The sequence below is a fragment of the Gordonia sp. (in: high G+C Gram-positive bacteria) genome (genome assembly GCF_047602025.1).
In the GTDB taxonomy this organism is placed as follows: Bacteria; Actinomycetota; Actinomycetes; order Mycobacteriales; family Mycobacteriaceae; genus Gordonia.
Window position 1 is genome coordinate 1580029 of the sequence record NZ_JASGII010000001.1, and the last position, 25215, is coordinate 1605243.

The following is a 25215-nucleotide window of genomic DNA, read 5'->3' on the forward strand; positions in this document are numbered from 1 at the left end:
TCGTAGCGCGTCGTCGGACGGGCCTCGCTCGAACTCAGTCGAGGATCAACTCAGTCGAGGATCTTGGAGTTGCGCGCCTTCGGGAAGCGGCGCTGGTGGGCGACCCAACCGGCCATCTTGCGCCAGTGCGACGGCTGCACCGTAGCCGTCGAGACCAGCTCGCGGGTCCACTCGTCGGAGACCGTCAGTCCCTCCACCGAGTCGACGACCGCCTTGGCCGTCGCCTCGTCGCGCACGACGCGGTCGCCGAGCAGCCCGCCGTCACCGCCGACGAGCGTGATGCGCACACCGGCATCGCCGATGGGCTGCAGGATCGCGGTGGCGCTGCCGCCCTCGCGCTGCACGTAGCGGCGGATCGAACTCACCACTTCACCCGGCGCTTGCGGGGCGGCGTTCTCGACAGTCGTCTCAGCGGCTTCGCTCATGGGGTCGATGATACCGCCGCCGCGGGCGGTGTAGAACGGGGACATGCATGCGATCGTCGTCACCGCGCACGGCGGCCCCGACGTCTTGGCGTGGCGCGGCGAGCCGGATCCCGAGCCGGGCCCCGGCCAGGTGTTGGTCGAGGTGCGCGCGGCCGGGGTGAACTTCATCGACACGTACCTGCGCCGCGGCATGTACCCCAGTCGACCGCCGTACATACCGGGCTCCGAGGGCGCCGGCGTGGTCACGGCGCTGGGCGACGGCGTCGACGGCCTCGCGGTGGGCGACCGCGTGGCTTGGTGCGACTCCCCCGCCTCCTACGCCGAGCGGGTCGTCGTCGAGGCCGCACGCGCGGTTCGGGTGCCCGACTCGATTCCCGACGACGTCGCCGCGACGATGCTGCTGCAGGGCCTGACCGCCGACTACCTCCTCGACGGCGCCGCCCACCCGCGGCCCGGCGACACCGTCCTGGTCCACGCGGGTGCCGGCGGCGTCGGGCTGATCCTGACGCAACTGGCCGTCGCGGCGGGCCTGACGGTGATCACCACCGTCTCCAGTGACGAGAAGGCGGCGCTGTCGCGGGAGGCCGGTGCCGCACACGTGCTGCGCTACGGCCCCGATCTGGCCGATCAGGTCCGCGCACTGACCGACGGCGAGGGTGTCGCGGTCGCGTATGACGGCGTCGGCAAGGACACCTTTGAGGCGAGCCTGGCGGCCACCCGGGTCCGCGGCTCGATCGCGCTGTTCGGCGCCGCGAGCGGTCCGGTCCCACCGTTCGACCTGCAGCGCCTCAACCCGGCCGGCTCGCTCAGCGTGACCCGCCCGACGCTCGCCCACTTCATCAGCGATCCGGCCGAGTTCGCGCTGCGCACCAGCCGGTTCGTCTCCGCCGTCGCCGACGGAGCCGTGCGCATCCGCGTCGGCGCGACCTACCCGTTGCGCGCAGCCGAGCAGGCACACCGGGATCTGGAGTCGCGCGCGACCACCGGCTCGGTCGCGCTGATCGTCTGATTCCCGCACGGATTCGTATTTCCCCCTGCGGGAGGAAGTGCTCACAGATGCACGTTGATCACGCAGGTCTCATGGCCGTCGAGATTGTGGCGCAGCCGGGCGAGGAAGTCGTCACTCAGTTCGGGCCAATTCCAGAAGGTCAGTCCCAGGAAGCCCAACGCCCAGGGTTCACCGTCGTCCCAGAGCCACCCGTGGGTCCGATGGCCCGCGCCGCACGAGGGACAGGGAACGCGATCCACACCGCTGCCCTCGATCCACTCGGTGAACACGGGGCTCGCGAGTTCGACCCAGGCGCCCGAGTCGACGAGCGCACCACACACCGGGCACCGGGCCGACGACCCGATGTTCTCAGCCGGGAGGTGCACATGCGGACCGACGGTGGCACCGATTCCGTCCGGGCTTGCGCCGCCGACTCCCGGTTCCGTCGTCGCTCGCCATCCGGGGCCCGCGCGGTCGACGTCCCGCCAATCGGATTCCGCCTCGTCGACGATGATTTGCTCATCGAGCAACCACTGGCGCACCCGCTCGGCCACCGCTGGTGCGTCGGCGGCGGACACATCGAGGTCGACCACGACGATCTGCGAGTCGCTCACGCCGACAACCGATCAGGCGACGTATGAGGCGATCGTCGGCAGGTGGAACACCGCGTCGATCGCGAGGCCGCAGAACAGGGCGGCGAGGTACTCGTTGGACTGCAGGAAGACCTTGAGCGGCACGACTTCCTTGCCCGCCAGGGTTTCGCGGTAGAGCTTCCAGACGCGCTGGGCGAACCACGCGCCGACCAGCACAGCGACGGCCGCATAGACGAGTCCCGCGGCCGGGATCAGGACGAACGAGGTGAGCACCGTGGCGACGGTGTAGAACACCATCTGCCGCGTGACCTGCTGCTCGGTGGCGACCACCGGCAGCATCGGCACGCCGGCCGCCTCGTAGTCTTCCTTGTAGCGCATGGCGAGCGCCCAGGTGTGCGGCGGAGTCCAGAAGAAGATCACCAGGAATAGGACGACCGGCTGCCAGCTCAGCGACCCGGTGACCGCGGCCCAGCCGACGAGGGTCGGCATACAGCCGGCCGCGCCGCCCCAGACGACATTCTGCGAGGTGCGGCGCTTGAGGATCAGGGTGTAGACGCCGACGTAGAACGCGATGGTGATCATCACCAGGACGGCGGCCAGCAGGTTCGCGAACCGCCACAGCACGACGAACGACGCGGCGCCCAGCAGGATGCCGAACACGAGTGCGGCGCGCGGCGTCACGGCGTGCCGGGCCAGCGGACGGCGCTGGGTGCGCTTCATCTTCTGGTCGATGTCGGCGTCGGCCACCATGTTGAGGGTGTTGGCGCTGGCCGCGCCCAGCCAGCCGCCGATCAGCGTCGCGGCGATCAGGCCGATGTTCACGGTGCCGCGGTCGGCCTGGAGCATGACCGGGATCGTCGCGACCAGGAGCAGCTCGATGACGCGCGGCTTGGTCAGTGCGATGTAGGCGCCCACGACGTTCCGGACGCGCCGGGGAACCGATACGGGTGATGCGTCGGTCGAGTGTTCGGCCACCGGGCTGCCGGTGCCCGCGCGCTCACTACTCAACTTGCTCACTCCGCTTATTCGACGACGCTATCGACTTCATCTCCGGGCGAACAGACGCTCGGGGCTGCGCTACTACGAAGTGTAGACCCGGCAGACCACCCGACCGGAATCGCCCATGACTAGGCTGGGGGTCACCCCCGCCCCGCCCCGTTCAGGAGAAGCCGCCACCGTGGTCCACGCCGACGAGATCGCCCAGCTCACCAAGCCCGCCCACCCCTCCGACTGGACCGAGGTGGACTCCAAGGCGGTCGACACGGCCCGCCTGCTCGCCGCCGACGCCGTGCAGAAGTGCGGCAGCGGCCACCCGGGCACCGCGATGAGCCTGGCTCCCCTGGCCTACACGCTCTACCAGCGGGTTCTGCGGCACGACCCGAATGACACCGAATGGGTCGGCCGCGACCGCTTCATCCTCTCCTGCGGCCACAGCAGCCTCACCCAGTACGTGCAGCTGTACCTCGGCGGCTTCGGCCTCGAGCTCGGCGACCTCGAGGCGCTGCGCACCTGGGGCTCGCTCACCCCCGGCCACCCCGAGTACCGCCACACCAAGGGCGTCGAGATCACCACCGGACCGCTCGGCCAGGGCCTGGCGTCGGCCGTCGGCATGAGCATGGCGTCGCGCTACGAGCGCGGCCTCTTCGACCCCGACGCCAAGCCGGGCGCCAGCCCCTTCGACCACTTCATCTACGTGATCGCCTCCGACGGCGACATCGAGGAGGGCGTCACCAGCGAGGCCAGCTCGCTCGCCGGCACCCAGCAGCTCGGCAACCTCATCGTCTTCTACGACGAGAACCAGATCTCCATCGAGGACGACACCGACATCGCGCTGACCGAAGACGTCGCGGCGCGCTACCGCGCGTACGGCTGGCACGTGCAGACCGTCGACGGCGGCGAGAACGTCATCGGCATCGAGGCCGCCATCGACGCGGCCCAGGCCGTGACCGACCGGCCGTCGCTCATCTGCGTGCGCACCGTGATCGGCTACCCCGCACCGACCAAGATGAACACCGGTGCCGCGCACGGTGCCGCGCTCGGCGCCGACGAGATCGCCGCTACGAAGAAGATCCTCGGCTTCGACCCCGACGTCAGCTTCAACGTCGCCGACGACGTCATCGCCCACACGCGCAAACTCACCGAGCGCGGCGCGAAGGCGCACCGGGAGTGGGACGCCGCCTTCGACAAGTGGGCGAAGGCCAACCCGGACAACAAGGCGCTGTTCGACCGCCTGCACGCCCACGAGCTGCCCGACGGCTGGCGCGACGCCCTGCCGACGTGGAAATCCGGCGAGTCCGTCGCCACCCGCAGCGCCTCCGGGAAGGTCCTCGGCGCCCTCGGCCCGATCCTGCCCGAGCTGTGGGGAGGTTCGGCCGACCTCGCCGGTTCCAACAACACGACCATCGCCGGGGCGAAGTCCTTCGGCCCGACGTCCATCTCGACGTCGACGTGGAGCGCCGAGCCGTACGGGCGCACCCTGCACTTCGGCATCCGCGAGCACGCGATGGGCGCGATCCTGTCCGGCATCGTGCTGCACGGGCCGACCCGCGCCTACGGCGGTACCTTTCTGCAGTTCGCCGACTACATGCGCGGCGCGGTCCGCCTCGCGGCCCTGATGGAGATCGACCCGGTCTACGTGTGGACCCACGACTCGATCGGCCTCGGCGAGGACGGCCCGACGCACCAGCCGATCGAACACCTCGCCGCGCTGCGCGCGATCCCGCACCTGGACGTAATCCGCCCCGCCGACGCCAATGAGACCGCGCACGCGTGGGCGACCGTCCTCGGCCGCCGCAAGAACCCCGCGGGCCTGGCGCTGACCCGCCAGAACGTCCCCGTCCTCGAGGGCACGTCCGCCGAGGGCGTCGCCGCCGGCGGCTATGTGCTCGTCGACGCCGAGGGCGGCAAGCCCGACGTCGTGCTCATCGGCACCGGGTCCGAGGTGCAGCTGGCGGTGGCCGCGCGCGAGCAGCTCGCCGCCAAGGGCATCGCCGCCCGCGTCGTCTCCATGCCCTGCATCGAGTGGTTCGACGAGCAGCCGCAGGCCTACCGCGACTCGGTCCTCCCGCCGCAGGTCAAGGCCCGCGTCGCCGTCGAGGCCGGCATCGCGATGCCGTGGTACCGCTTCGTCGGCGACGCCGGCGAGATCGTGTCCATCGAGCACTACGGCGCCTCCGCGGGCTACGAGGTGCTCTACGAGAAGTTCGGCGTGACCGCCGATGCCGTCGCCGAGGCCGCACAGCGGTCGGTGGCGAACACCAAGTAGGTAAGCGAGGATTGGACCATGAGCACCAATGAGCGCCTGGCGCAGCTGAGTGAGGCCGGAGTCTCCGTCTGGCTCGACGATCTCTCGCGCGAACTCCTGCGCAGCGGTCGCCTCGCCGAACTGATCGCGACCCGCTCGGTCGTCGGCGTCACCACCAACCCGTCGATCTTCCAAGCGGCCCTGTCGAAGGGCGACAGCTACGCCGACCAGGTATCCACCCTCGCCGCCGCCGGCGCCGATGTCGACGCCGCGATCCGCACCATCACCACCGACGACGTGCGGGACGCGTGCGACGTCTTCACGCCGGTCTTCGTCGAGTCCGACGGTGTCGACGGCCGCGTGTCCATCGAGGTCGACCCGCGCCTGGCGCACGACACCGACGGCACCGTCGCCCAGGCGATCGAGCTGTGGCAGACGGTCGACCGCCCGAACCTGCTCATCAAGATCCCCGCGACGAAGGCGGGCCTGCCGGCCATCACCCGCGTGCTCGCCGAGGGGATCAGCGTCAACGTCACGCTGATCTTCAGCGTCGACCGCTACGCCGAGGTCATCGAGGCCTACCTCGCCGGGCTGGAGGCCGCGCTCGCAGGCGGCAAGGACATCGCCGACCTGCACTCGGTCGCGTCCTTCTTCGTCTCCCGCGTCGACACCGAGATCGACAAGCGCCTCGACGCGATCGGCACCGACGAGGCGCTCGCCCTGCGCGGCAAGGCCGCCCTGGCCAACGCGCGCCTGGCCTACGCCCGCTACCTCGAGGTGTTCACCAAGGAGGTGCGCTTCCCGGATCTGGCCGCCCAGGGCGCCCGCACCCAGCGCCCCCTGTGGGCGTCGACCGGCACCAAGAACGCCGACTACCCCGACACCCTCTACGTCTCCGAGCTCGTCGCGCCGGACACCGTCAACACGATGCCCGGCGCCACCATGGAGGCCTTCGCCGACCATGGCTGGGTCGACACGGAGTCGATCATCGGCCAGGAGGGCGCCGCACGGGAGGTCATGGAGCAGGTAGCCGCCGTCGGCGTCGACCTTGACGACGTGTTCGCCCAGCTCGAGGACGAGGGCGTCACCAAGTTCATCGACGCCTGGACCGAGCTCTTGGCAGCGACGTCCGAGCAACTCGGCGCCAAGGCCTGACCGCGGTGGCGACAGCACGCGGTACCCGGCGGCACCGCAACCCGTTGCGCGACGAGCGCGACAAGCGCCTGCCGCGGATCGCCGGGCCCTGCAGCATGGTGATCTTCGGCGTCACCGGCGACCTCGCGCGCCGCAAGCTGATGCCGGCGATCTACGACCTCGCCAACCGCGGGCTGCTGCCCACCGGCTTCGCGCTGGTCGGCTTCGCCCGCCGCGACTGGGCCGACGAGGACTTCGCGCAGATCGTGCACGACGCCGTCCGCGAGAACTCCCGCACCCCGTTCCGCGAGGAGGTGTGGCGCGAGCTCGCCAAGGGCATCCGCTTCGTCGAGGGCTCCTTCGACGACGACGCGGCCTTCGACCGCCTCTCCCAGACGCTGCTGGCCCTCGACGAGGTGCGCGGCACCGATGGGAACCACGCGTTCTACCTGTCGATCCCGCCCGCGTCGTTCCCCGTCGTCTGCGACCAGCTCAAGCGCTCCGAACTCGCGAAGCCGCGCGACGGGCGCTGGCGCCGCGTCGTCATCGAGAAGCCGTTCGGCCACGACCTGGAGAGCGCGCGCAAACTCAACGCCGTCGTCAACAGCGTCTTCCCGGAGGACTCGGTGTTCCGCATCGACCACTACCTGGGTAAGGAGACGGTCCAGAACATCCTGGCGCTGCGCTTCGCCAACCAGCTGTTCGACCCGGTCTGGAGCGCGCACTACATCGACCACGTGCAGATCACCATGGCCGAGGACATCGGCCTGGGCGGGCGCGCCGGCTACTACGACGGCATCGGCGCCGCCCGCGACGTCATCCAGAACCACCTGCTGCAGCTCCTCGCCCTGGTCGCCATGGAGGAGCCCGTCTCCTTCGCTCCCGCCGAACTGCAGGCCGAGAAGATCAAGGTGCTCTCGGCGACCCGCAACATCCACCCCCTGGCGGAAAACTCGGCGCGCGGCCAATACGGCCCGGGCTGGCAGGGCAACGAGAAGGTCTGCGGGCTCCTCGACGAGGAGGGCTTCGCCAAGGACTCCACGACCGAGACCTACGCGGCCATCGCCCTCGAGGTCGACACCCGCCGCTGGGCGGGCGTGCCGTTCTACCTGCGTACCGGCAAGCGTCTGGGCCGCCGCGTCACCGAGATCGCCCTGGTCTTCAAGCGCGCCCCGCACCTGCCCTTCGACTCGACGATGACCGCCGAGCTCGGCCAGAACGCCCTCGTCATCCGCGTGCAGCCCGACGAGGGCGTGACCCTGCGATTCGGGTCCAAGGTGCCCGGCTCCTCGATGGAGGTCCGCGACGTCAACATGGACTTCAGCTACGGCGAGGCGTTCACCGAATCCTCGCCGGAGGCCTACGAGCGCCTCATCCTGGACGTCCTGCTCGGCGAACCGTCGCTGTTCCCGGTCAACGCCGAGGTCGAGCTGTCGTGGGAGATCCTCGACCCCGTGCTCGACCAGTGGGCCCGCAGCGGCAAGCCCGAGACCTACGAGTCCGGTTCGTGGGGGCCCAAGAGCGCCGACGAGATGATGGCCCGCGCCGGCCGCAGCTGGAGGCGACCATGATCAAACACCTCGACGACACCTCGACGACCGAGGTCTCCAAGCAGCTGGTGCGCATGCGCGACAGCGGCGGTGCCGTCACGCTGGGCCGCGTCCTGACCCTCATCGTCAAGACCGAGCCCGGCGACGACCTCGAAGCGGCCATCGCCGCGGCCAACGAGGCGAGCCGCGAACACCCGTGTCGCGTCATCGTCGCGGCGGCCGCCGACCGTCGCCGCAAGGCCCGCCTGGACGCCGAGATCCGTGTCGGCGGTGACGCCGGCGCGTCCGAGGTCGTCGTGCTGCACCTGTTCGGCGACCTGGGCGCGCACGCGCACGCCGTCGTCACCCCCTTCCTGCTGCCGGACACGCCGGTCGTCACCTGGTGGCCCGGCACCGCGCCCAAGAACCCCGCCAAGGACCGGCTCGGCGCGCTCGCCGGTCGCCGCATCCTCGACGGCACCAACCGGTTCGACGCCCAGGGCGTGCTCGCCCAGCGCCTGGCGAGCTACTCCCCCGGCGACACCGACATCGCCTGGGCGCAGATCACCCCGTGGCGCGCGCTGCTCGCCGCCGCCTTCGACCGCGCGCCGGCCCGCAAGCCGACGCAGGTCCGCGTCTCCGGCCCGGGGCCGTCGGTCGGCCTCGACCTCCTCGCCGGCTGGCTCGCCGAGTGCCTGCGCGTGCCCACCGAGCGACTGACCGGCGAGCTGGGCGTGGAGATCGACTGCGCCGACGGCCTGTTGTCGCTGACCGCCGACGGCAAGGACACCCTGGTGCGCGACCCGGGGCGCCCGGACGCGCGCACCCCGTGGCGCGAACGCACCACCGGCGAGTGCCTCGCCGAGGAGCTGCGGCGCCTCGACCCGGACGAGACCTATGCGCGCGCCCTGCGCGGCACCAAACGACTCCTGCACACCACGAGGTGACGATGCCGACGACACCGACCCCCGAGACCCGGGTCCACGACTCGGCGGCCGACCTGGTCGCCGCTGCCGCCGACCGCCTGGTCGCCACCATCGCGCAGGCCCAGCGCGACCGCGGCATCGCCCGCGTCGTCCTCACCGGCGGCAGCAACGGGATCGCACTCCTGCAGGCCCTCGTCGGCCGGGCCGACGAGATCGACTTCCCCGCGCTGCACCTGTACTTCGGCGACGACCGCTTCGTCCCCGCCGACGACGCCGACCGCAACGTCGGCCAGGCGCGCGCGGCTCTGCTCGACGACCCGGACGCCGCCGGCGCGCAAGTCTTCGAGATGGCGCCGTCCGACGGCGAGTTCGGCGACGACATCGACGCCGCCGCGGCCGCGTACGAGAAGCTGATCGACGGGCTCGACGCGGGGCCCGATGGCGCGGTATTCGACGTCCACCTCCTCGGCATGGGCGGCGAGGGCCACATCAACTCGCTGTTCCCGCACACGCCCGCAGTGGCGGAGCGGACGAGGACCGTCGTGCCGGTGCTCGATTCGCCCAAACCGCCGCCGCGGCGCATCAGTCTGACGCTGCCCGCGGTGAACTCGTCGCGCCACGTGTGGTTCCTCGTCGCGGGCGCCGACAAGGCCGAAGCGGTCGCCGCCGGGGTCCACGGGGCCGATGCGGCGGACTGGCCGTGCGCGGGTGCGCACGGCACCGTCGACACGGTCTGGTTCCTGGATCGCAAAGCCGCCGCGAACATCTAGCGGGACGGCCTCGCGGGCGGGCCCGTCGGGGGTAGGTTGAGTCACACAACCCCGACGAGGAGGCCATCCCTGTGATCGCATCGACCATGCAGACCGGCGAGCTCACCATCGCCCGGCTGGTGGAGTACAGCCGCAAAACCTTCCCCGAGGCGGGGGTGACGACCTGGACCGGCACCGAGTTGCGGCCCATGTCGTATGCGGAACTCGGCGATCGCAGCGCCCAGTTGGCCCACGCGCTGGCCAAGCTCGGCATCGGGCGTGGCGACCGCGTCGCCACCTTCATGTGGAACAACAACGAGCACCAGATCGCCTACGGCGCGGTGCCCGCGATGGGTGCGGTCCTGCACACGCTCAACCTGCGCCTCTCGCCCGAGCAGGCGGTGTTCATCATCAACCACGCCGAGGACAAGGTCATTCTCGTCGACGCCTCGATCGCGCCGATGCTCGCGCAGTACGTCAAGGCGACGCCGAAGGTCGAGCACGTGATCGTCACCAACGGCCCCGCCGACGCCTTCGAAGCACCGGACGGCATCGCCGTGCACGCCTTCGACGACCTGATCAAGGGCGAGTCGACGACGTACGAGTGGCCGGAGATCGACGAAAAGGACGCGGCCGTCATGTGCTACACCTCGGGCACCACCGGTGACCCGAAGGGCGTCGTCTACAGCCACCGCAGCATCTGGCTGCACTCGATGCAGGTCAACTCGACGTCGGGCATGGCGCTGGGCAACAGCGACTCCGTCCTCGCGATCGTGCCGATGTTCCACGTGATGTCGTGGGGCCTGCCCTTCGCCGCGATGATGAACGGCATGACGCTGGTCATGCCGGACCGCTTCCTGCAGCCCGAGCCGCTGCTGGCGATCATGGCGGCGGCCAAGCCGACGTTCGCCGCCGCCGTGCCGACGATCTGGCAGGGTGTGGCCGCCCAGCTGGCCGCCGCACCGCAGGACATCAGCCACCTGCGCGAGGTCGTCGTCGGCGGTGCCGCGGTGCCGCCGTCGATGATCAAGCAGTTCGACGAGTTCGGCACCCGCATCGTGCACGCCTGGGGCATGACCGAGACCTCCCCGCTCGGCACCGTCGCCCGGCCGCCGTTCGGCGTCGACGACGAGGAGAAGATCTTCGCCTACCGCGTGACGCAGGGCCGCTTCCCCGCCTCCGTGGACGCCCGCATCATGGACGACGAGGGCAAGGAGCTGCCGTGGGACGGCGAGGCCTTCGGCGAGCTGCAGGTCCGCGGGCCGTGGATCACCGGTGCCTACTACTCGCCGGACGGGCCGGCGGTCGATCCGGACAAGTTCGTCGACGGGTGGTTGCGCACCGGCGACGTCGCCTCGATCACGCCGGACGGCTTCATGACGATCGTCGACCGCACCAAGGACCTAATCAAGACCGGCGGCGAGTGGATCTCCTCGGTCGAGTTGGAGAACACCATCATGGCCAACCCGGCGGTCACCGAGGCCGCCGTCGTCGCCGTGCCGGACGATAAATGGGACGAGCGCCCGTTCGTGCTCGCCGTCGTCGGCAACGAGGCCGACGCCGATCCGGCGAAACTGCGCGCCCACCTCGCCGAGTCGGTGCCGCGCTGGCAGTTGCCCGAGCGCTGGGCGTTCGTCACCGAGGTGCCCAAGACGTCGGTCGGCAAGTTCGACAAGAAGCGCATCCGCGCCGAGTACGCCGATGGCGCGTACGACGTCGTCGAGATCCGCGACTGACCCGTGATGCGCGCACTCAAGCTCGTCGACACCAACCGGCTCGAGCTCCGGGAAGTGCCGGTGCCCGAGCCGGGGCCCGGCCAGGTGCGGGTCAAGATCGCCGGGGCCGGGCTGTGCCACTCGGACGTCACCATCATGGCGGCCGGCGCGGAGGGCTCGCCCTTCCACGGCATCACCATCGGCCACGAGGGTGCCGGCCACGTCGACGCGCTCGGCACCGGGGTGACCGCGGTGCGCGAGGGACAACCGGTCATCATCGACCTGCTGTGGTCCTGCGGCCACTGCCGGCAGTGCGTGCAGGGCCGGTCGAACGCCTGTCAGGTGAACGGGACGCGCTGGATGTTCCCCACCACGCCCGGGTTGGGGCCGGACGGCACGATGGCGGACTACCTCGTCGCCGACGTGCGCCACGTCGTACCGCTCGACGGTGGCCCGCTGCCGGCCCTGGACCCCCACGGGATCGCGCCGCTGGCCGATGCCGCGGTCACCCCGATGCACGCGATCAACACGGTGCGCGGCCGACTCGACGGCGGCGCCACCGTCGTCGTCATCGGATTGGGCGGACTCGGCCACATGGCGCTGCAGATCCTGCGCGCGGTCGGCGCCGCCCGGATCATTGCGGTGGACGCGAATCCGGCGAAGGTCGAGCAGGCCACCCGCCTCGGCGCCGACCTGGCCCTGCTCGCCGACGACCAGACCGCGGCCCGGATCTTGGACGAGACCGAGGGTTTCGGCGCCGACGTGGTGTTCGATTTCGCCGGCGTCGACGCCACCGTGGACCTCGCGACCAAGACGGTCGCGCCCGAGGGGCACCTGCGTCTGGCGGGCCTGGGCGGCGGTTCCTTCGCCTACACGCTCAACGGGGTCAACGCGGTCCCGTGGGGCGTGACCGTGCAGACCTCGTACGGCGGGACGCGCGCCGACCTGGACGAGGTCGTGGCCCTCGCCCGGCGCGGATTGATCCACGTCGAGACGACCGACTATCGACTGGACGACTACGCGAAGGCTTTCGCCGACCTGGAGGCCGGCACGCTGCCCGGCCGCGCGATCCTGGTGCCGTGACCGCGGCTCACACCGTGTCGCGGAACACCTTGCGCTATACCCCCCTAGGGTATAGTTTCGGGGTATGAGCACAGCAAAGTACACCGTCACCGGGATGACCTGCGGGCACTGCGAGACGTCCGTGCGCGAAGAGGTCGGCGAGATCGCCGGCGTGACCGGCGTCGACGTCAGCGCCAAGTCGGGCGAGCTGACCGTCACCGCCGACGGCCCCATCGACGATCAGGCCGTCCTGGCCGCCGTCACCGAGGCCGGCTACAGCGCCAGCCCGGCCTGAGCGGACCGGCCGTGAACGCCCCCGCGCGCCTGTCGCTGTTCGCCGTCGGGCTGATCGCCGTGTTCGGCGCTGCCCTGCTCGTCGGGCGCTACCTCGTGCCCGACCAGTCCGGGGTCTCCGCCACCGCATCGGCGCACGGCGGGCATGCCGGGCACGATGACCACGCCGGTCACGATGATCCCGCGGCCGGCGCGGCCGGCGCGGCCGCACTGGGCACCACCAGCACCGCCGACGGTTACCGCCTCACCGAGTTGAGTGGCCCCGCGCGGGCGGGCGAGGCCGGACCGGTCACCTTCACCGTCACCGGCGCCAACGGGGGCGCGCTGACACGGTTCACCGACTCCCACGAGAAGCAGCTGCACCTGATCATCGTGCGCTCCGACGGCGCCCACTTCGCCCACGTCCACCCGCAGCGGGATGCGGCCGGCAAGTGGAGCGTCGACTGGCGCGCACCCGCCGGCGGCACCTACTGCGTCTTCGCCGACTTCGTGCCCGGCGACCGCGACGGCGCCGCGCCGCTGGTCCTGTCCAGCACCCTGGAGGTCGCCGGGGACTTCGACCCGGTCACCCCGGTCCTGAATCGCACCGCCGTCGTCGACGGGTTCACCGTCACCCTCGACGGAAACCTGGACAACGGCGGGTCGTCGATGCTCACCGCACAGGTCCGCCGCGGCGGCGCCCAGGTGGCGCTGCAGCCGTACCTCGGCGCGATGGGCCACCTGGTGCTCCTGCGGGCGGGCGACCTCGCCTACACCCACGTCCACCCCATGGGTTCGACGGGCTCGGACGTGTCGTTCCACGCCGGCGCACCCTCGGCCGGTCGCTATCTCGCCTACCTCGACTTCCAGGTCGACGGCCAGGTGCACACCGCGACATTCGTCCTCGACGCCCAACACTGACCGGAGATCCATGACCACCGCATCCGACAGCGACACCACGACCGTCGACCTCGCGATCGGCGGCATGACCTGCGCGTCCTGCGCCAACCGCATCGAGCGCAAGCTCAACAAGCTCGACGGGGTCACCGCCGAGGTCAACTACGCGACCGAGACCGCCCACGTGGCCACACCGGCGGGCCTCGATCCCGCCGCCCTGATCGCCGAGATCGAGAAGACGGGCTACACGGCCCGCCTGCCCGAGCCGCCCAAGCGGCGCGCCGACGACGAGGACGTCGAGCCCGCCGCCGAGGGCGATGCCGAGCTCACCGCGCTGCGCAACCGACTGATCGGCGCCGTCGTGCTCTCGGTGCCGGTGATCGCGATGGCGATGGTCCCGGCCTGGCAGTTCACCTACTGGCAGTGGGCCAGCCTGACCCTCGCGGCCCCGGTCGTCATCTGGGCCGGATGGCCGTTCCACCGCGCCGCCTGGATCAACCTGCGCCACGGGGCCGCGACGATGGACACGCTGGTCTCCGTCGGCACGCTATCGGCCTTCCTGTGGTCGCTGTACGCCCTGTTCTTCGGCACCGCCGGGCAACCGGGGCTCAAGCACCCGTTCTCCTTCTCCGTCGAGCGCGGCGACGGCACGTCGCACATCTACCTGGAGGCGGCGGCCGGGGTCATCATGTTCGTCCTCGCCGGGCGCTACTTCGAGAAGCGCGCCAAGCGCGACGCCGGCGCGGCGCTGCGGGCCCTGCTCGACCTCGGCGCGAAGGACGTGGCGGTGCTGCGGGGCGGCACCGAAGAACGCATCCCCATCGAGGATCTGGCGGTCGGCGACGAGTTCGTCGTCCGACCGGGCGAGAAGGTCGCGACCGACGGGGTCGTCGTCAGCGGCACGTCCGCCGTCGACGAATCAATGCTCACCGGCGAGTCGGTCCCCGTCGAGGTGGGCCCGGATTCGACGGTGACCGGCGCGACGGTCAACGCGGGCGGCCGGCTGGTCGTCCGCGCCACCCGGGTCGGCGAGGATACGACGCTCGCCAGCATGGCGCGGCTGGTCACCCAGGCCCAGTCCGGGAAGGCACCCGTGGCCCGGCTCGCCGATCGGATCGCCGGGGTGTTCGTCCCCATCGTCATCGGCATCGCGGTCGCGACGCTCGGCGTGTGGCTCGGCGCCGGCGCCGGTCCGACGGCGGCGTTCACCGCGGCCGTCGCCGTCCTGATCATCGCCTGCCCGTGCGCCCTGGGCCTGGCGACGCCGATCGCCCTGCTGGTCGGCACCGGGCGCGGCGCGCAGCTGGGCATCTTGATCAAGGGGCCCGAGACCTTGGAGTCGACCCGGCAGATCGACACGATCGTGATGGACAAGACCGGGACCGTCACCACCGGCGACATGGCGCTGGCCGACGTCCTGCCCGCCCCCGGGTTCGACCGCGGCGAGCTGCTGCGCGCCGCCGGCGCTGTCGAGGACGCCAGCGAACACCCCATCGGCGCCGCCATCGCGCGGGGCGCCCGCGCGGAGGTCGGCGACCTGCCGACGCCCGAGGGCTTCGCCAACCTCGCCGGCAACGGCGTCCAGGGCGTCGTCGACGGCAAGGCCGTCGTCATCGGCCGCCCGGCACTGCTCGCCGATTGGTCCATCGCACTCCCCGACGACCTCGCCGCGGCGTTCACCGCGGCCCAGGAGGAGGGCCAGACGGTGGTGGCCGTCGGCATCGACGGGAAGCCGGCCGGCTTGCTGGGCGTCGCCGATTCCATCAAACCGACCAGCACGGAGGCGGTGCGGCAGATCAAGGACCTGGGCCTGTCGCCGATCCTGCTCACCGGCGACAACGCCGCGGTGGCGCGGACCGTCGGCGCAGCGGTCGGCATCGACGAGGTGATCGCCGAGGTGGTGCCCGCCGAGAAGGTGGCGACCATCGCCGACCTGCAGGCCAAGGGCAAGGTGGTCGCCATGGTCGGGGACGGCGTGAACGACGCCGCCGCGCTCGCCCAGGCCGACCTCGGGCTGGCGATGGGCGCGGGCACCGATGTGGCGATCGAGGCCTCCGACATCACCCTGGTCAACGACGACCTCCGGGGAGTGCCGAAGGCCATCAAGCTCTCGCGCGCGACGCTGCGGACGATCAAGGAGAACCTGTTCTGGGCCTTCGCCTACAACGTCGCCGCGATCCCGCTGGCCGCGCTCGGGCTGCTCAACCCGATGCTGGCCGGCGCGGCGATGGCGTTCTCCAGCGTGTTCGTCGTCGCCAACAGCCTGCGGTTGCGGCGCTTCAAGGGTTAGTCCGCGGCGAGCAGGTCGCGGACCAGCGGGATGACGCGGGTGCCGTACAGCTCGATGCTGTGCATCAGCGTGGCGTGCGGCATCGGCCCGGACGCGTACTTGAAGTCGAACCGGGTCAGGCCCAGGGTCCGCGCGGTGTCGGCGATTCTTCGCGCCACCGTCTCCGGCGAGCCGACGTACTGCGATCCGGTGCGCGCCTCGGCGATCAGCTTGTCCTTCGTCGCCGGCGGCCAACCGCGCTCCCGGCCGATGCGGTCGTTCATCCGGCGGTAGTGCGGCCAATACTCGTCGATGGCCTGCTCGTCGGTGTCGGCGAGATGTCCGGGCGAGTGGGCGCCGAGCGGCATCGCCGCCGTCTGCCCGGTTTCGGGCGCCAGCTGCACCTGCGCGCGGCGGTAGAGGTCGACGTATTGGCGGAATCGGCCCGGTGCGCCGCCGATGATCGCGAGCATCATCGGGATCTGGTGGGTCACCGACCGCACCACCGACTCCGGACTGCCGCCGACACCGATCCACGCGACCAGGCCGGACTCGGTCTTCGGATACACGTGCTGGGCGGTCAACGGCGGCCGGTGCGAACCGGACCAGGTGACCGGTTCCCCGGTGCGCAGCCGCGCGAACAGGTCGAGCTTCTCGTCGAACAGCATCTCGTAGTCGGCGAGGTCGTAGCCGAACAGCGGGAACGACTCGGTGAACGAACCGCGCCCCAGGATCACCTCGGCGCGACCGTCGGAGAGCGCGTCGAGCGTGGCGAAGCGTTCGTAGACGCGGATCGGATCGTCCGAGCTCAGGACCGTGACGGCGCTGCCGAGGCGGATGCGGCCGGTCTTGCCGGCGATCGTCGCGAGGACGACGTCGGGTGCGCTGATGGCGTAGTCGTCCCGGTGGTGCTCCCCCAGGCCGATGAAGTCGACGCCGAGTTCGTCGGCGAGGACCGCCTCCTCGACGACGTCGCGCAGGACCTGCGCGCCGGTCAGCGGTCGCCCGTCCTCCCCAACGCTCATGTCGCCGAAGGTGTCCAGGCCGAGCTCGATTTCCGGTCCGGCGACGATCGTGGGGTCGAACGAGGATTCCATGTCTGGCACAACCATGTAGTGCGTCGCCTGATTCCTAGGCCCCGATGACGATCGTCGGCACGACGAGGTCGTCGTCGCGGACGGTGAACACCCGGGTGCCGCGCTTGTTCCCGCTGCGGATGGGGCTGAGGGCGACGCCCGCCGCCGCCAGGCGCGCGTGGGTGGCGTCGAGGTCCCCACTCGCCCACGCGAGGCCCCACAGTCCGATCGGCGCGTCGCCCGGCCCGTCGACCAACACCTCCACGATCGTTCCGGCGCCACGCAGGAACAGTTGGTGCACGGTCCCCAGTTTGGGCAGGTCGAGCTTCTGCTCGAGTCGGAAGTCGAAGCCGAGCACCGCCGCGAACAGCGCCAGGGCGCGGTCCCGCGATCCGCTGGCCATGACGACATGGTCGAGTGCGACGAGGTCGCCGTCGACGGCGGGCACGTGGTCGAGTGCGGCGGCGTCGATCAGTCCGACGGGCAGGTCCGCGGCCACCGCCGTCGGGGCACCGCCGACCGTGGCGACCGGGTCGACCGCGCAGGACCGGCGGCGCAAGAGCTTCTGCGCCGCGGCAAAGCCATCAGCCCCGTGCCCGACGAGTTCGGCGGCGGGCACCAACAGGCGTGGCTGACTGTCCCCCGCGCACAGGACCAGCCGGGTGGTGCCGACCTGCCACTGATGGGCCGCGCCGTCGCCCGTCCCCGCGCCGAGTAGCCGGGCGTAGGCCGCGCAAGACCGCTCGGGAGCGCCGACCGGCAGCAGCACGACCGCGCTCGGCCCGGTCATTGCGGGCGGCCCAGTTTCTCGCCGAGGTCGCGCACCTCTTTGGGGAGGACGAAGATGCCCTCGGCCTCCGCGCACAGCCCGTCGGGCGTCTGCACGTGACCAACGGCAAAGGTCTTGACGCCCTCCACCCGGTCGACGCGGGCCTCGGCGCGCACCGGCCCGAGCCGGGTGCCCTTGCGGTAGCGGACGGTGAGTGTGCCGGTCATGCCGGGCACGCCCGCGTGGTCGGCGGCGGCGCCGAGCACCTGGTCGAGGAGGAGGGCAACGATTCCGCCGTGCACGAGGCCGGGCGGGCCCTCATAGGCCGGGCCGAGCTCGGCCTCGGCCCACGCCACCCCGTCGTCGTGGTGCACGACCAGCGGCGGCGCGATCGGGTTCCGGAGCCCGACGACGGCGTTGCCCCACGATCGGCGCGAGCCGTCGGCGTTCCACGCCACCCCGAACGGCGCGGCCATGCGCCGCGAGTTCAACAGCGCCGCGGCCTCGTCGACCAGGGCCCGCGCGCGCTCGATGTCCGCCGGGTCGGCATCGGTCATCACCGTCGCGTCGATCAACCCGCGCACCGCCTGGGTGACCGGGCCGAAGAGCTGCGCCTCCGCCTCGATCTCCTCGGGCGTCTTCGGGTCCGACCGGTGCCCCTCGAATACCGACATCTCTCGCCTTCCTCCGCGCCCGTTGCAACGGGCCGCATTTCTAGAACACGTTACAACTCTGCTGCGCGGCGTCGGCACTATCCCGTCGATCTCACCGGGTAGCGTTACGAGGCATGACATACGTGCAGGAATGGAAGGCGTTCGACGTCAAGGTCGCCGACCACATCGCCGAGGTGACCCTGATCGGCCCCGGCAAGGGCAACGCCATGGGACCGGACTTCTGGAGCGAGTTGGTGCCGCTGTTCGGCGCGTTGGACACCGACCCCGGCGTCCGGGCGGCCGTGCTGACCGGCGCCGGCAAACACTTCTCGTACGGCCTCGACCTGGCCGCGATGGCCGGTGATTTCGGGAAGGTCCTCTCCGACGGCGCCAAGGCCGGACCGCGCACCGAGTTCCACGACACCATCAAGCGGATGCAAGCCGGCATCAACGCCGTCGCCGACTGCCGCAAGCCGGTCATCGCCGCCGTGGCGGGCTGGTGCATCGGCGGCGGCGTCGACCTGATCTCGGCGGCGGACATCCGCTACGCCAGTGCCGACGCCCAGTTCTCGGTCCGCGAGGTGCGCGTGGCCATCGTCGCCGACATGGGCTCGCTAGCCCGACTCGGCGGCATCATCGGCGACGGGCACGTGCGCGAGCTCGCGCTGACCGGCAAGGACATCGACGCCGCACGAGCCGAGCAGATCGGCCTGGTCAACGACGTGTTCGCCGACCGGGACGCCCTGCTCACCGGGGCACGGGCGGCGGCGCGCGAGATCGCCGACCTGCCGCCCCTGGTCGTCCAGGGCACCAAGACCGTGCTGGACCACACCCGGCGCGCCCAGATCGAGGACTCGCTGCGCTACGTCGCCGCGTGGAACGCCGCGTTCCTGCCGAGCGAGGACCTCACCGAGGCCACCGGCGCCGTGTTCGAGAAGCGCCCGCCGAAGTTCCAGGGCAGGTAGTCGTGACGAGCCCCGGGCGTCCCCGCCTCGCCATCGACTGCGGCCAGACCGGCGCGCGTGTGCGGATCAGCGATCACACGGCCGGCGATCCGGTCGTCGTCGAGCTGCCGGGCGTCCGCACCGACCAGCCCGTGGTGCCGCAGGTCGCCGACATCGTGGCCAGCGCGCTGCAGGGGCGCACCCTCCCCGACGCCGAGCTCGCCGCCGGGGTCTCGGGTCTGACGCCGGGGGCCACCCGGCCCGACGAGCTGTTGACCGCCAGCGCCAAACTCGGCGTGACCCGCGTCGCCCTGGCGCACGACTCGGTCACCTCCTTCCTCGCGGCCAACCGGCTGGAGCCGGGTGCCGTGGTGGCGGCGGGCACCGGGGTCGTGACCCTCGGCTCGGGCACCGCGACGGCCAAGGTGGACGGCTGGGGCATGTTCGGCGATGACGGCAGCGGCTACTGGATCGGCCGCCAGGGCGTGGCGGCTGCACTGCGCGCCTTCGACGGCCGGGGCCCGACAACCTCCCTCACCGGCTTGGCCGAGAAGGAGTTCGGCGCGCTGCCGGAGATCTACATGGTCGTGCAGGCCGATCCGTTGCGCGTGCGTCGCACCGCCGGTTTCGCGAAGGTGGTCGCGGCGGCCGCCGACGCCGGCGACGAGGTCGCCCGCGGCATCCTCGACGGCGCCGCCGCCGAACTGGCCACCTCCATCGGCGCCGCGTTGCGGGGCGCCGGGTGGCGCAGCGGCGACAAGTGGCGGGTCAGCTGGATGGGCAAGGTCGTCACCACGAATCCGCGTCTGCGGGCCAAGTTTTGCGAACTGGTCACCGGGGCCCACCCCGGGGTCACGACGGCCGAGCCCTACGGTATCCCGCTCGACGGCGCCTCGCTACTGCTGGACCTGCCGGCCGACCACCCGATCGCGCCGCTGGTCGCCTACGCCGGCGCCTGACTATCCGCCGAGCTGCGCGCCCAGCGCGTCGGCCAGGGTCTTGGCGAATCCGGCCGGGTCCTTGAGGTCGCCGCCCTCGGCCAGCAGGGCCAGCCCGTAGAGCAGTTCTGCGGTCGGCACCAGGTCGGCGCGCGCCTTCTCGTCGGCGACCGCCGAGCGCAGGGCGCCCACCAGCGGGTGCGCGGGGTTCAACTCCAACGCCCGCTTGACGTGCGGCACCGGTTGGCCCGAGGCGCGGTAGAGCTTCTCCAACTGCGGCGACATCGAGAACTCGTCGCCCACCAGGCAGGCCGCGGAATCGGTGAGTCGCGACGACAGGCGCGCTTCGGTGATGTCCTCGCCCAGCACCTCGCCGAGCCAGGACAGCAGGTCGGCGTACTCCGCGGACTGCTTGGCCAGCTCCTCGGCCGCGGCGGCCTTGTCCTCGTCGGACCCGACGGCGTCGAGGTCGACGCTGCCCTTGGCGATGGAGACGAATCGGTGGCCGTCGAACTCGCCGACCGCGTCCACCCACACCTCGTCGACCGGGTCGGCCAGGGTGAGCACCTCGACGCCCTTTGCGGTGAAGGCCTCCAGGTGCGGCGAATTGCGGATCTGCTGCTGCGATTCGCCGGTCATGTAATAGATCGCCTCTTGGCCCGGCTTCATCCGGCCGAGGTAGTCGGCGAGCGTCGTCAGGCCGCCCGTGGCGTCGTCGGCATCGGCGTTGGTGGACGCGAACACGCTCGCCTTGAGGATGGCCTCGCGGTTGTCGGGATCATTGACGAGCCCCTCCTTGAACACGCGGCCGAAGGCGGTCCAGAAGGTGCGGTAGTCGTCGGGGCGGCCGGCGCGCAGGTCCCCGACCGTGGCGATGACCTTCTTCGTGAGGCGCCGGCGGATCGCGCGGATCTGCCGGTCCTGCTGGAGGATCTCCCGGGAGACGTTGAGCGACAGGTCAGCGGCATCGACGACGCCGCTGACGAACCGCAGGTACTCGGGCAGCAGGTCCGCGTCATCCATGATGAAGACGCGCTTGACGTAGAGGTGGATCCCGCCGCGACCCTGCGGCGCGAACATGTCCAGCGGCGGCTGGGTGGGCAGGAACAGCAGTGCCTCGTACTCGAAGGTGCCCTCGGCCTTGACCGAGATCACCTCCAGCGGGGCGTCCCAGGCATGGGCGACGTGACGATAGAACTCGGCGTACTCGTCGTCGGAGACCTCGTCGCGCGGTCGGGCCCACAGCGCCTTGCCGGAGTTGAGCGTCTCCCACTCGACCGCCTGGTCTTCGCCGGGGGTGCCGGGCAGTTGGATCGGCCAGCTGATGAAGTCCGAGTAGCGCTTCACCAGGGCGCGCAGCTGCGCCGGGTCCGCGTAGTCGTGCAGGTGGTCCTCGTCGTCGGCGGGCTTGAGGGTGAGCGTGACGCTGGTGCCCTGCGGCGCGTCGTCGACGGTTTCCAACGTGTAGGTGCCGTCGCCGGTCGACTCCCACCGCGTCCCCGTGGACTCCCCCGCCTTGCGGGTCACGAGCACGACCTTGTCGGCGACCATGAACGTCGAATAGAAGCCGATGCCGAATTGCCCGATGAGTGCCTCCGACGAGGCCGCGTCCTTGGCCTCGACGAGCTTGCGCCGCAGGTCGGCGGTCCCCGACTTCGCCAACGTTCCGATCAGGTCCACGACTTCCTCGCGCGACATCCCGATGCCGTTGTCGGCGACGACCAGCGTGCGCACGTCACCGTCGGAGCCGGGCGTCAGCGTGATCCGCAGGTTGTCGGTGTCGACGTCGAGGTCCTTGTCGCGCAACGACTCCAGGCGCAGCTTGTCGAGGGCGTCGGAGGAGTTGGACACCAACTCGCGCAGGAAGCTGTCTTTGTTCGAGTAGACCGAGTGCACCATCAGGTCGAGCAGTTGCCGCGTCTCGGCTTGGAACTCGCGGGTCTCGGGGGCATCGGATCGTGCGGTGGCCATGGGCGTGGGTTCTCCTCTCCGTCGCTGTGGTTTCGCGGCACATTGTAAGCCTGCCTATGCTGGGGCCATGTCCCCGTCGCCGCCGCGTGTGCTGTGCGTCCAAGCACATCCGGACGATGAGACGATCTGGACCGGCGGCACGATGGCCCGGCTCCGCGCCGACGGCGCCGTCGTCGACCTCGTGACGACGACCTGGGCGCCCGGCAAGCCCCGACACCTCGAGCTCGTCGACGCGCTGCGGGCCCTCGGGGTCGACCGTGAACCGGTCATGCTCGGCTACGCCGACGGCGGCGTCGCCGATTCCGCCGACCGCCCGGCCCTCGTCGCCGCCCCGTTCGACGAGGAGGTCGCCGAGCTCACCGCGCACATCCGGCACCTGCGACCGGAGGTCATCCTCACCACCGACGCGTTCGGCATCTACGGACACCCCGACCACATCCACACCCACCGGCTCGCGCTGGCGGCTGCCGAGGCGGCCGCCGAGCGCCACCTCTACCCCGCCGCGGGGCCCGCGTGGCAGGTGTCGTCGGTCTACCTGGTCACGGTGAGCGAGTCACGATCGGGCAGTGCCTGGCAGCGGGTGATGGCGGCCCGCGGCGCCGACGCTGATCCCGCATTCGCCTTCGGCAGCCCCGACGACCGTATCGACGAGGTGGTCGACGTCCGCGGCGTGCTCGACCTCAAGTGGCGCGCCCTGCAGCAGCATCGGACCGAGTTCGAGCGCAGCCGGACACTGCGTGCGATCCGGGCGCTCGACGAGCCGGTGCGGGAGGCCCTCCTCGGCTGGGAGTGCTACCTGCGCAGGGACTTGGTCGCCGGCGGCCGCGCACTCTTCGGCTGATCGGTCAGCCGCACCACGACGACCACCGCCGCGATGGTCACCACCGAGAGGATCCCGCCGCCGATCAGGGGTGCGCGCGGCCCGAACGTCTCGGCCAGCCAGCCCATCGTCGGCGCGCCGAGCGGCGTGCCGCCCATCATCACCATCGCGTAGAGCGCCATGACGCGCCCGCGTAGTTCGGCGGCGCTGGTGGTCTGCACGAACATGTTGCAGGCCGTCATCGTCAGCAGGCCCGTCAGACCGACGAGCGGCAGTGCGACGAGGTACGCGTGGTAGGTGGGCATGAACCCGAGCAGCGCGAGCAGCACCGAGAACACGACCGCGGCGCCGACGACGTAGTGCAGCGCCGGCGCGCGAAACCGGCGGGCGGCGAGCAGGGCGCCGGCCAGCGAGCCGACTCCCATCGCCGATCCCGCCCAGCCGTAGGACTGTGCGCCGAGGCCGAACTCCTTGCTGACCATCACGGCGTTGGTGAGCTGGAAGTTCAGGGCGAAGGTGCCGACGGCGAATCCCACGCCCAGCGCGATCATCAGATCCGGCCGGCTGGCCACGTAGCGGAACCCCTCGCGGAGTTGGCCCTTGGCCCGCGCGACGGGCTCGGTCCGATTGAGGCGGTCGGGACGCAGCAGCAGGAGTGCGGCCAGCATGGCCACATAGCTGATCGCGTTGGTCAGAATGGCCCACCCGCTGCCCCACTCCCCGATGATGAGGCCGGCGATGCCCGGACCGATGAGGCGGGCCGCGTTGAAGGAGGCGCTGTTCAGGCCGATCGCGTTCGTCAGGTTCCCCTGACCGGCCACCTCGGTGACGAAGGACTGGCGGGCTGGCACGTCGACCGCCGCCCCGATGCCGAACACGAAGGCGACGATGTAGACGTGCCAGGTCTGGGCGTGCCCGCTGATGGCCAGGAGCCCGAGCACCGCCGCGGAGACCGCCATCCAGGTCTGCGTGATCGCCAGGAGCAGGCGCTTGTCCATCCGATCGGCGAGCAGGCCGCCGACCGGGGACAGCACCAGCGCGGGCAGGAACTGCAGCGCGGTCGTGAGGCCGACCGCCATCGCCGAACCGTGGGACAACTCCAGCACCAGCCAGTCCTGGGCGACGCGCTGGATCCAGGTGCCGATGTTGGAGACCAGGGCGCCGGCGAAGTAGATCCGGTAGTTGCGGTTCGACAGCGAGGCGAACATCCTCGAGTCCCGCAATCCCATGGACTCCACGCTACTCGCGGGCCATTGGCTGTTCGGCGCCGTGCCACACTGAGAGCCATGGCCTCCCTGATGCTGCTCGACGGCGCAAGCCTGTGGTTCCGCTCGTTCTATGCGATCCCGGAGAAGGTGACGTCGCCGGACGGGCGCCCGGTGAACGCCGTCCGCGGGTTTCTCGACACGATCTCCTCGCTCGTCACCGCCCACCGACCGTCGCGTCTGGTCGTGTGCCTCGATCTGGACTGGCGACCGGCCTTCCGCACGGACCTGATCCCGTCGTACAAGGCTCACCGCGTCGCGCAGGCCGCTCCGGCCGGCGCCGGCGGCGACGTCGAGGAGGTGCCGGACACGCTGACCCCGCAGGTGGACATGATCATGGCGGCGCTGCGGGCGGCGGGGATCGCAACCGCCGGGGCTCCCGGGTGCGAGGCCGACGACGTGATCGGCACCCTGGCGTTCGCGGAGGCCGACGATCCGGTGCTCGTGGTCAGCGGCGACCGCGACCTCTTGCAGGTCGTCGCCGACGATCCGGTGCCGGTCCGCGTGCTGTACGTCGGCCAGGGGCTGGCCAAGGCCCAGTTGATGGGGCCGGTCGAGGTCGCCGAGAAGTACGGGCTGTCGCCGGCGCGGGCCGGCACCGACTACGCGGAGATGTCGATGCTGCGCGGCGATCCGTCGGACGGCCTGCCCGGGGTGCCGGGCATCGGCGAGAAGACCGCGGCGAAGCTGCTCGTCGAATTCGGCAGCCTCGACGCCCTCGAGAGCGCCGCCGCCGGTGGCGACCCCGCGGTGAAACCCCGGGCGGCCGCCGCGCTGCAGGAGTCGGCCGACTATCTGCAGGCGGCGCGGACCGTGGTGTTCGTCAAGACCGACGCCGACGTCGTCGAGGAGGGCGGCGACGCACTGCCCGCACGGCCGGCGGACCCGTCCGCTCTCACCGCGCTGGGCGCCGAACTCGGCGTCGAGTCATCGCTGCGCCGCCTGGGCGAAGCACTGAACTGGGCCTGAGCCCGG

23 protein-coding genes are annotated in these 25215 nt (G+C 71.1%); 15 read left to right on the forward strand and 8 right to left on the reverse strand.

All coding sequences use genetic code 11. The features are described 5' to 3' along the window. Nucleotides 1-50: 50 nt before the first annotated feature. The gene (locus QM728_RS07840; protein ID WP_415031468.1) at nucleotides 51-425 is read right to left on the reverse strand and encodes a hypothetical protein; all 375 of its coding nucleotides are present in this window, start codon (nucleotides 423-425) and stop codon (nucleotides 51-53) included. Between the two features lie 43 nt (nucleotides 426-468). Here QM728_RS07840 and QM728_RS07845 point away from each other — a divergent pair, with 43 nt between their 5' ends. After that, nucleotides 469-1434 carry a quinone oxidoreductase family protein gene (locus QM728_RS07845; protein ID WP_415031469.1) on the forward strand — a complete coding sequence of 322 codons (966 nt, stop codon included), beginning with the start codon at nucleotides 469-471 and terminating at the stop codon, nucleotides 1432-1434. A gap of 41 nt (nucleotides 1435-1475) precedes the next feature. Here QM728_RS07845 and QM728_RS07850 read toward each other — a convergent pair whose 3' ends face one another. Together QM728_RS07850 and QM728_RS07855 are read right to left on the reverse strand one after the other, a co-directional pair. After that, on the reverse strand, nucleotides 1476-2027 hold the full coding sequence (locus QM728_RS07850; protein ID WP_415031470.1) for a hypothetical protein: 552 nt from the start codon (nucleotides 2025-2027) through the stop codon (nucleotides 1476-1478). A gap of 12 nt (nucleotides 2028-2039) precedes the next feature. Beyond that, entirely contained in the window at nucleotides 2040-2981 is a 942-nt protein-coding gene (locus QM728_RS07855; RefSeq protein ID WP_415032856.1) for a heme o synthase, read from the reverse strand. A 202-nt stretch (nucleotides 2982-3183) separates the two neighbouring features. Here QM728_RS07855 and tkt point away from each other — a divergent pair, with 202 nt between their 5' ends. From tkt to QM728_RS07905, 10 genes are all read left to right on the forward strand, one after another. After that, complete coding sequence (tkt, locus tag QM728_RS07860; protein WP_415031471.1) at nucleotides 3184-5271, forward strand: transketolase; 2088 nt, start codon at nucleotides 3184-3186, stop codon at nucleotides 5269-5271. Nucleotides 5272-5289: 18 nt separating this feature from the next. Further along, nucleotides 5290-6405, forward strand: a complete 1116-nt coding sequence (gene tal, locus QM728_RS07865; protein WP_415031472.1) for a transaldolase — start codon at nucleotides 5290-5292, stop codon at nucleotides 6403-6405. Between the two features lie 5 nt (nucleotides 6406-6410). Beyond that, on the forward strand, nucleotides 6411-7955 hold the full coding sequence (gene zwf, locus QM728_RS07870; protein ID WP_415031473.1) for a glucose-6-phosphate dehydrogenase: 1545 nt from the start codon (nucleotides 6411-6413) through the stop codon (nucleotides 7953-7955). After that, complete coding sequence (locus QM728_RS07875) at nucleotides 7952-8860, forward strand: glucose-6-phosphate dehydrogenase assembly protein OpcA (protein WP_415031474.1); 909 nt, start codon at nucleotides 7952-7954, stop codon at nucleotides 8858-8860. The genes zwf and QM728_RS07875 overlap by 4 nt, the downstream gene beginning before the upstream one ends. Nucleotides 8861-8862: 2 nt before the next feature. Beyond that, nucleotides 8863-9609: a 6-phosphogluconolactonase gene (gene pgl / locus QM728_RS07880; RefSeq protein WP_415031475.1), complete on the forward strand. Its 747-nt coding sequence runs from the start codon at nucleotides 8863-8865 to the stop codon at nucleotides 9607-9609. A 71-nt stretch (nucleotides 9610-9680) separates the two neighbouring features. Continuing rightward, nucleotides 9681-11324 (forward strand): long-chain fatty acid--CoA ligase, encoded by a 1644-nt coding sequence (locus QM728_RS07885; RefSeq protein WP_415031476.1) that lies wholly within the window; start codon nucleotides 9681-9683, stop codon nucleotides 11322-11324. Nucleotides 11325-11330: 6 nt separating this feature from the next. Further along, on the forward strand, nucleotides 11331-12386 hold the full coding sequence (locus QM728_RS07890) for an NAD(P)-dependent alcohol dehydrogenase (protein ID WP_415031477.1): 1056 nt from the start codon (nucleotides 11331-11333) through the stop codon (nucleotides 12384-12386). Between the two features lie 64 nt (nucleotides 12387-12450). Then, nucleotides 12451-12660 carry a heavy-metal-associated domain-containing protein gene (locus QM728_RS07895; RefSeq protein WP_415031478.1) on the forward strand — a complete coding sequence of 70 codons (210 nt, stop codon included), beginning with the start codon at nucleotides 12451-12453 and terminating at the stop codon, nucleotides 12658-12660. A gap of 11 nt (nucleotides 12661-12671) precedes the next feature. Then, nucleotides 12672-13559, forward strand: a complete 888-nt coding sequence (locus QM728_RS07900) for a heavy-metal-associated domain-containing protein (protein WP_415031479.1) — start codon at nucleotides 12672-12674, stop codon at nucleotides 13557-13559. A gap of 10 nt (nucleotides 13560-13569) precedes the next feature. Beyond that, complete coding sequence (locus QM728_RS07905; protein WP_415031480.1) at nucleotides 13570-15825, forward strand: heavy metal translocating P-type ATPase; 2256 nt, start codon at nucleotides 13570-13572, stop codon at nucleotides 15823-15825. Here the strand turns inward: QM728_RS07905 and QM728_RS07910 are convergent. From QM728_RS07910 to QM728_RS07920, 3 genes are read right to left on the reverse strand one after another with little or no spacing between them, the layout of a single operon-like run. Next, nucleotides 15822-16901, reverse strand: coding sequence for an LLM class flavin-dependent oxidoreductase (locus QM728_RS07910; protein WP_415031481.1), 1080 nt, complete (start codon nucleotides 16899-16901; stop codon nucleotides 15822-15824). The genes QM728_RS07905 and QM728_RS07910 overlap by 4 nt on opposite strands. Before the next feature lie 34 nt (nucleotides 16902-16935). After that, on the reverse strand, nucleotides 16936-17670 hold the full coding sequence (locus QM728_RS07915) for a VOC family protein (RefSeq protein ID WP_415031482.1): 735 nt from the start codon (nucleotides 17668-17670) through the stop codon (nucleotides 16936-16938). Continuing rightward, complete coding sequence (locus QM728_RS07920) at nucleotides 17667-18323, reverse strand: PaaI family thioesterase (protein ID WP_415031483.1); 657 nt, start codon at nucleotides 18321-18323, stop codon at nucleotides 17667-17669. Before QM728_RS07920 ends, QM728_RS07915 begins: the two co-directional genes overlap by 4 nt. Nucleotides 18324-18436: 113 nt before the next feature. On the opposite strand from QM728_RS07920, the gene QM728_RS07925 reads away from it, so the two are divergent. Both QM728_RS07925 and QM728_RS07930 read left to right on the forward strand, forming a co-directional pair. Beyond that, nucleotides 18437-19267: a crotonase/enoyl-CoA hydratase family protein gene (locus QM728_RS07925; RefSeq protein WP_415031484.1), complete on the forward strand. Its 831-nt coding sequence runs from the start codon at nucleotides 18437-18439 to the stop codon at nucleotides 19265-19267. 2 nt (nucleotides 19268-19269) lie between these two features. Further along, a complete protein-coding gene (locus QM728_RS07930) occupies nucleotides 19270-20205 on the forward strand; it encodes a BadF/BadG/BcrA/BcrD ATPase family protein (RefSeq protein WP_415031485.1) in 936 nt (311 codons plus the stop codon). Here the strand turns inward: QM728_RS07930 and htpG are convergent, their stop codons facing one another. Then, complete coding sequence (gene htpG, locus QM728_RS07935) at nucleotides 20206-22155, reverse strand: molecular chaperone HtpG (RefSeq protein ID WP_415031486.1); 1950 nt, start codon at nucleotides 22153-22155, stop codon at nucleotides 20206-20208. A gap of 67 nt (nucleotides 22156-22222) precedes the next feature. Here htpG and QM728_RS07940 point away from each other — a divergent pair, with 67 nt between their 5' ends. Continuing rightward, nucleotides 22223-22996, forward strand: a complete 774-nt coding sequence (locus QM728_RS07940; protein ID WP_415031487.1) for a PIG-L family deacetylase — start codon at nucleotides 22223-22225, stop codon at nucleotides 22994-22996. Here QM728_RS07940 and QM728_RS07945 read toward each other — a convergent pair. Continuing rightward, entirely contained in the window at nucleotides 22948-24204 is a 1257-nt protein-coding gene (locus tag QM728_RS07945; RefSeq protein ID WP_415031488.1) for an MFS transporter, read from the reverse strand. The two genes, QM728_RS07940 and QM728_RS07945, sit on opposite strands and share 49 nt — an antisense overlap. Before the next feature lie 69 nt (nucleotides 24205-24273). Here QM728_RS07945 and QM728_RS07950 point away from each other — a divergent pair, with 69 nt between their 5' ends. Further along, nucleotides 24274-25209: a 5'-3' exonuclease gene (locus tag QM728_RS07950; protein ID WP_415032857.1), complete on the forward strand. Its 936-nt coding sequence runs from the start codon at nucleotides 24274-24276 to the stop codon at nucleotides 25207-25209. Nucleotides 25210-25215: the final 6 nt, after the last annotated feature.

Bases quoted from the DNA above. Each gene is read 5' to 3' on its own strand.
- QM728_RS07840 (WP_415031468.1), bottom strand. From the start codon at position 425: ATGAGCGAAGCCGCTGAGACGACTGTCGAGAACGCCGCCCCGCAAGCG.
- QM728_RS07845 (WP_415031469.1), top strand. From the start codon at position 469: ATGCATGCGATCGTCGTCACCGCGCACGGCGGCCCCGACGTCTTGGCG.
- tal (WP_415031472.1), top strand. From the start codon at position 5,290: ATGAGCACCAATGAGCGCCTGGCGCAGCTGAGTGAGGCCGGAGTCTCC.
- QM728_RS07875 (WP_415031474.1), top strand. From the start codon at position 7,952: ATGATCAAACACCTCGACGACACCTCGACGACCGAGGTCTCCAAGCAG.
- pgl (WP_415031475.1), top strand. From the start codon at position 8,863: ATGCCGACGACACCGACCCCCGAGACCCGGGTCCACGACTCGGCGGCC.
- QM728_RS07890 (WP_415031477.1), top strand. From the start codon at position 11,331: ATGCGCGCACTCAAGCTCGTCGACACCAACCGGCTCGAGCTCCGGGAA.
- QM728_RS07895 (WP_415031478.1), top strand. From the start codon at position 12,451: ATGAGCACAGCAAAGTACACCGTCACCGGGATGACCTGCGGGCACTGC.
- QM728_RS07905 (WP_415031480.1), top strand. From the start codon at position 13,570: ATGACCACCGCATCCGACAGCGACACCACGACCGTCGACCTCGCGATC.
- QM728_RS07910 (WP_415031481.1), bottom strand. From the start codon at position 16,901: ATGGAATCCTCGTTCGACCCCACGATCGTCGCCGGACCGGAAATCGAG.
- QM728_RS07915 (WP_415031482.1), bottom strand. From the start codon at position 17,670: ATGACCGGGCCGAGCGCGGTCGTGCTGCTGCCGGTCGGCGCTCCCGAG.
- QM728_RS07920 (WP_415031483.1), bottom strand. From the start codon at position 18,323: ATGTCGGTATTCGAGGGGCACCGGTCGGACCCGAAGACGCCCGAGGAG.
- QM728_RS07925 (WP_415031484.1), top strand. From the start codon at position 18,437: ATGACATACGTGCAGGAATGGAAGGCGTTCGACGTCAAGGTCGCCGAC.
- htpG (WP_415031486.1), bottom strand. From the start codon at position 22,155: ATGGCCACCGCACGATCCGATGCCCCCGAGACCCGCGAGTTCCAAGCC.
- QM728_RS07940 (WP_415031487.1), top strand. From the start codon at position 22,223: ATGTCCCCGTCGCCGCCGCGTGTGCTGTGCGTCCAAGCACATCCGGAC.
- QM728_RS07945 (WP_415031488.1), bottom strand. From the start codon at position 24,204: ATGGGATTGCGGGACTCGAGGATGTTCGCCTCGCTGTCGAACCGCAAC.
- QM728_RS07950 (WP_415032857.1), top strand. From the start codon at position 24,274: ATGCTGCTCGACGGCGCAAGCCTGTGGTTCCGCTCGTTCTATGCGATC.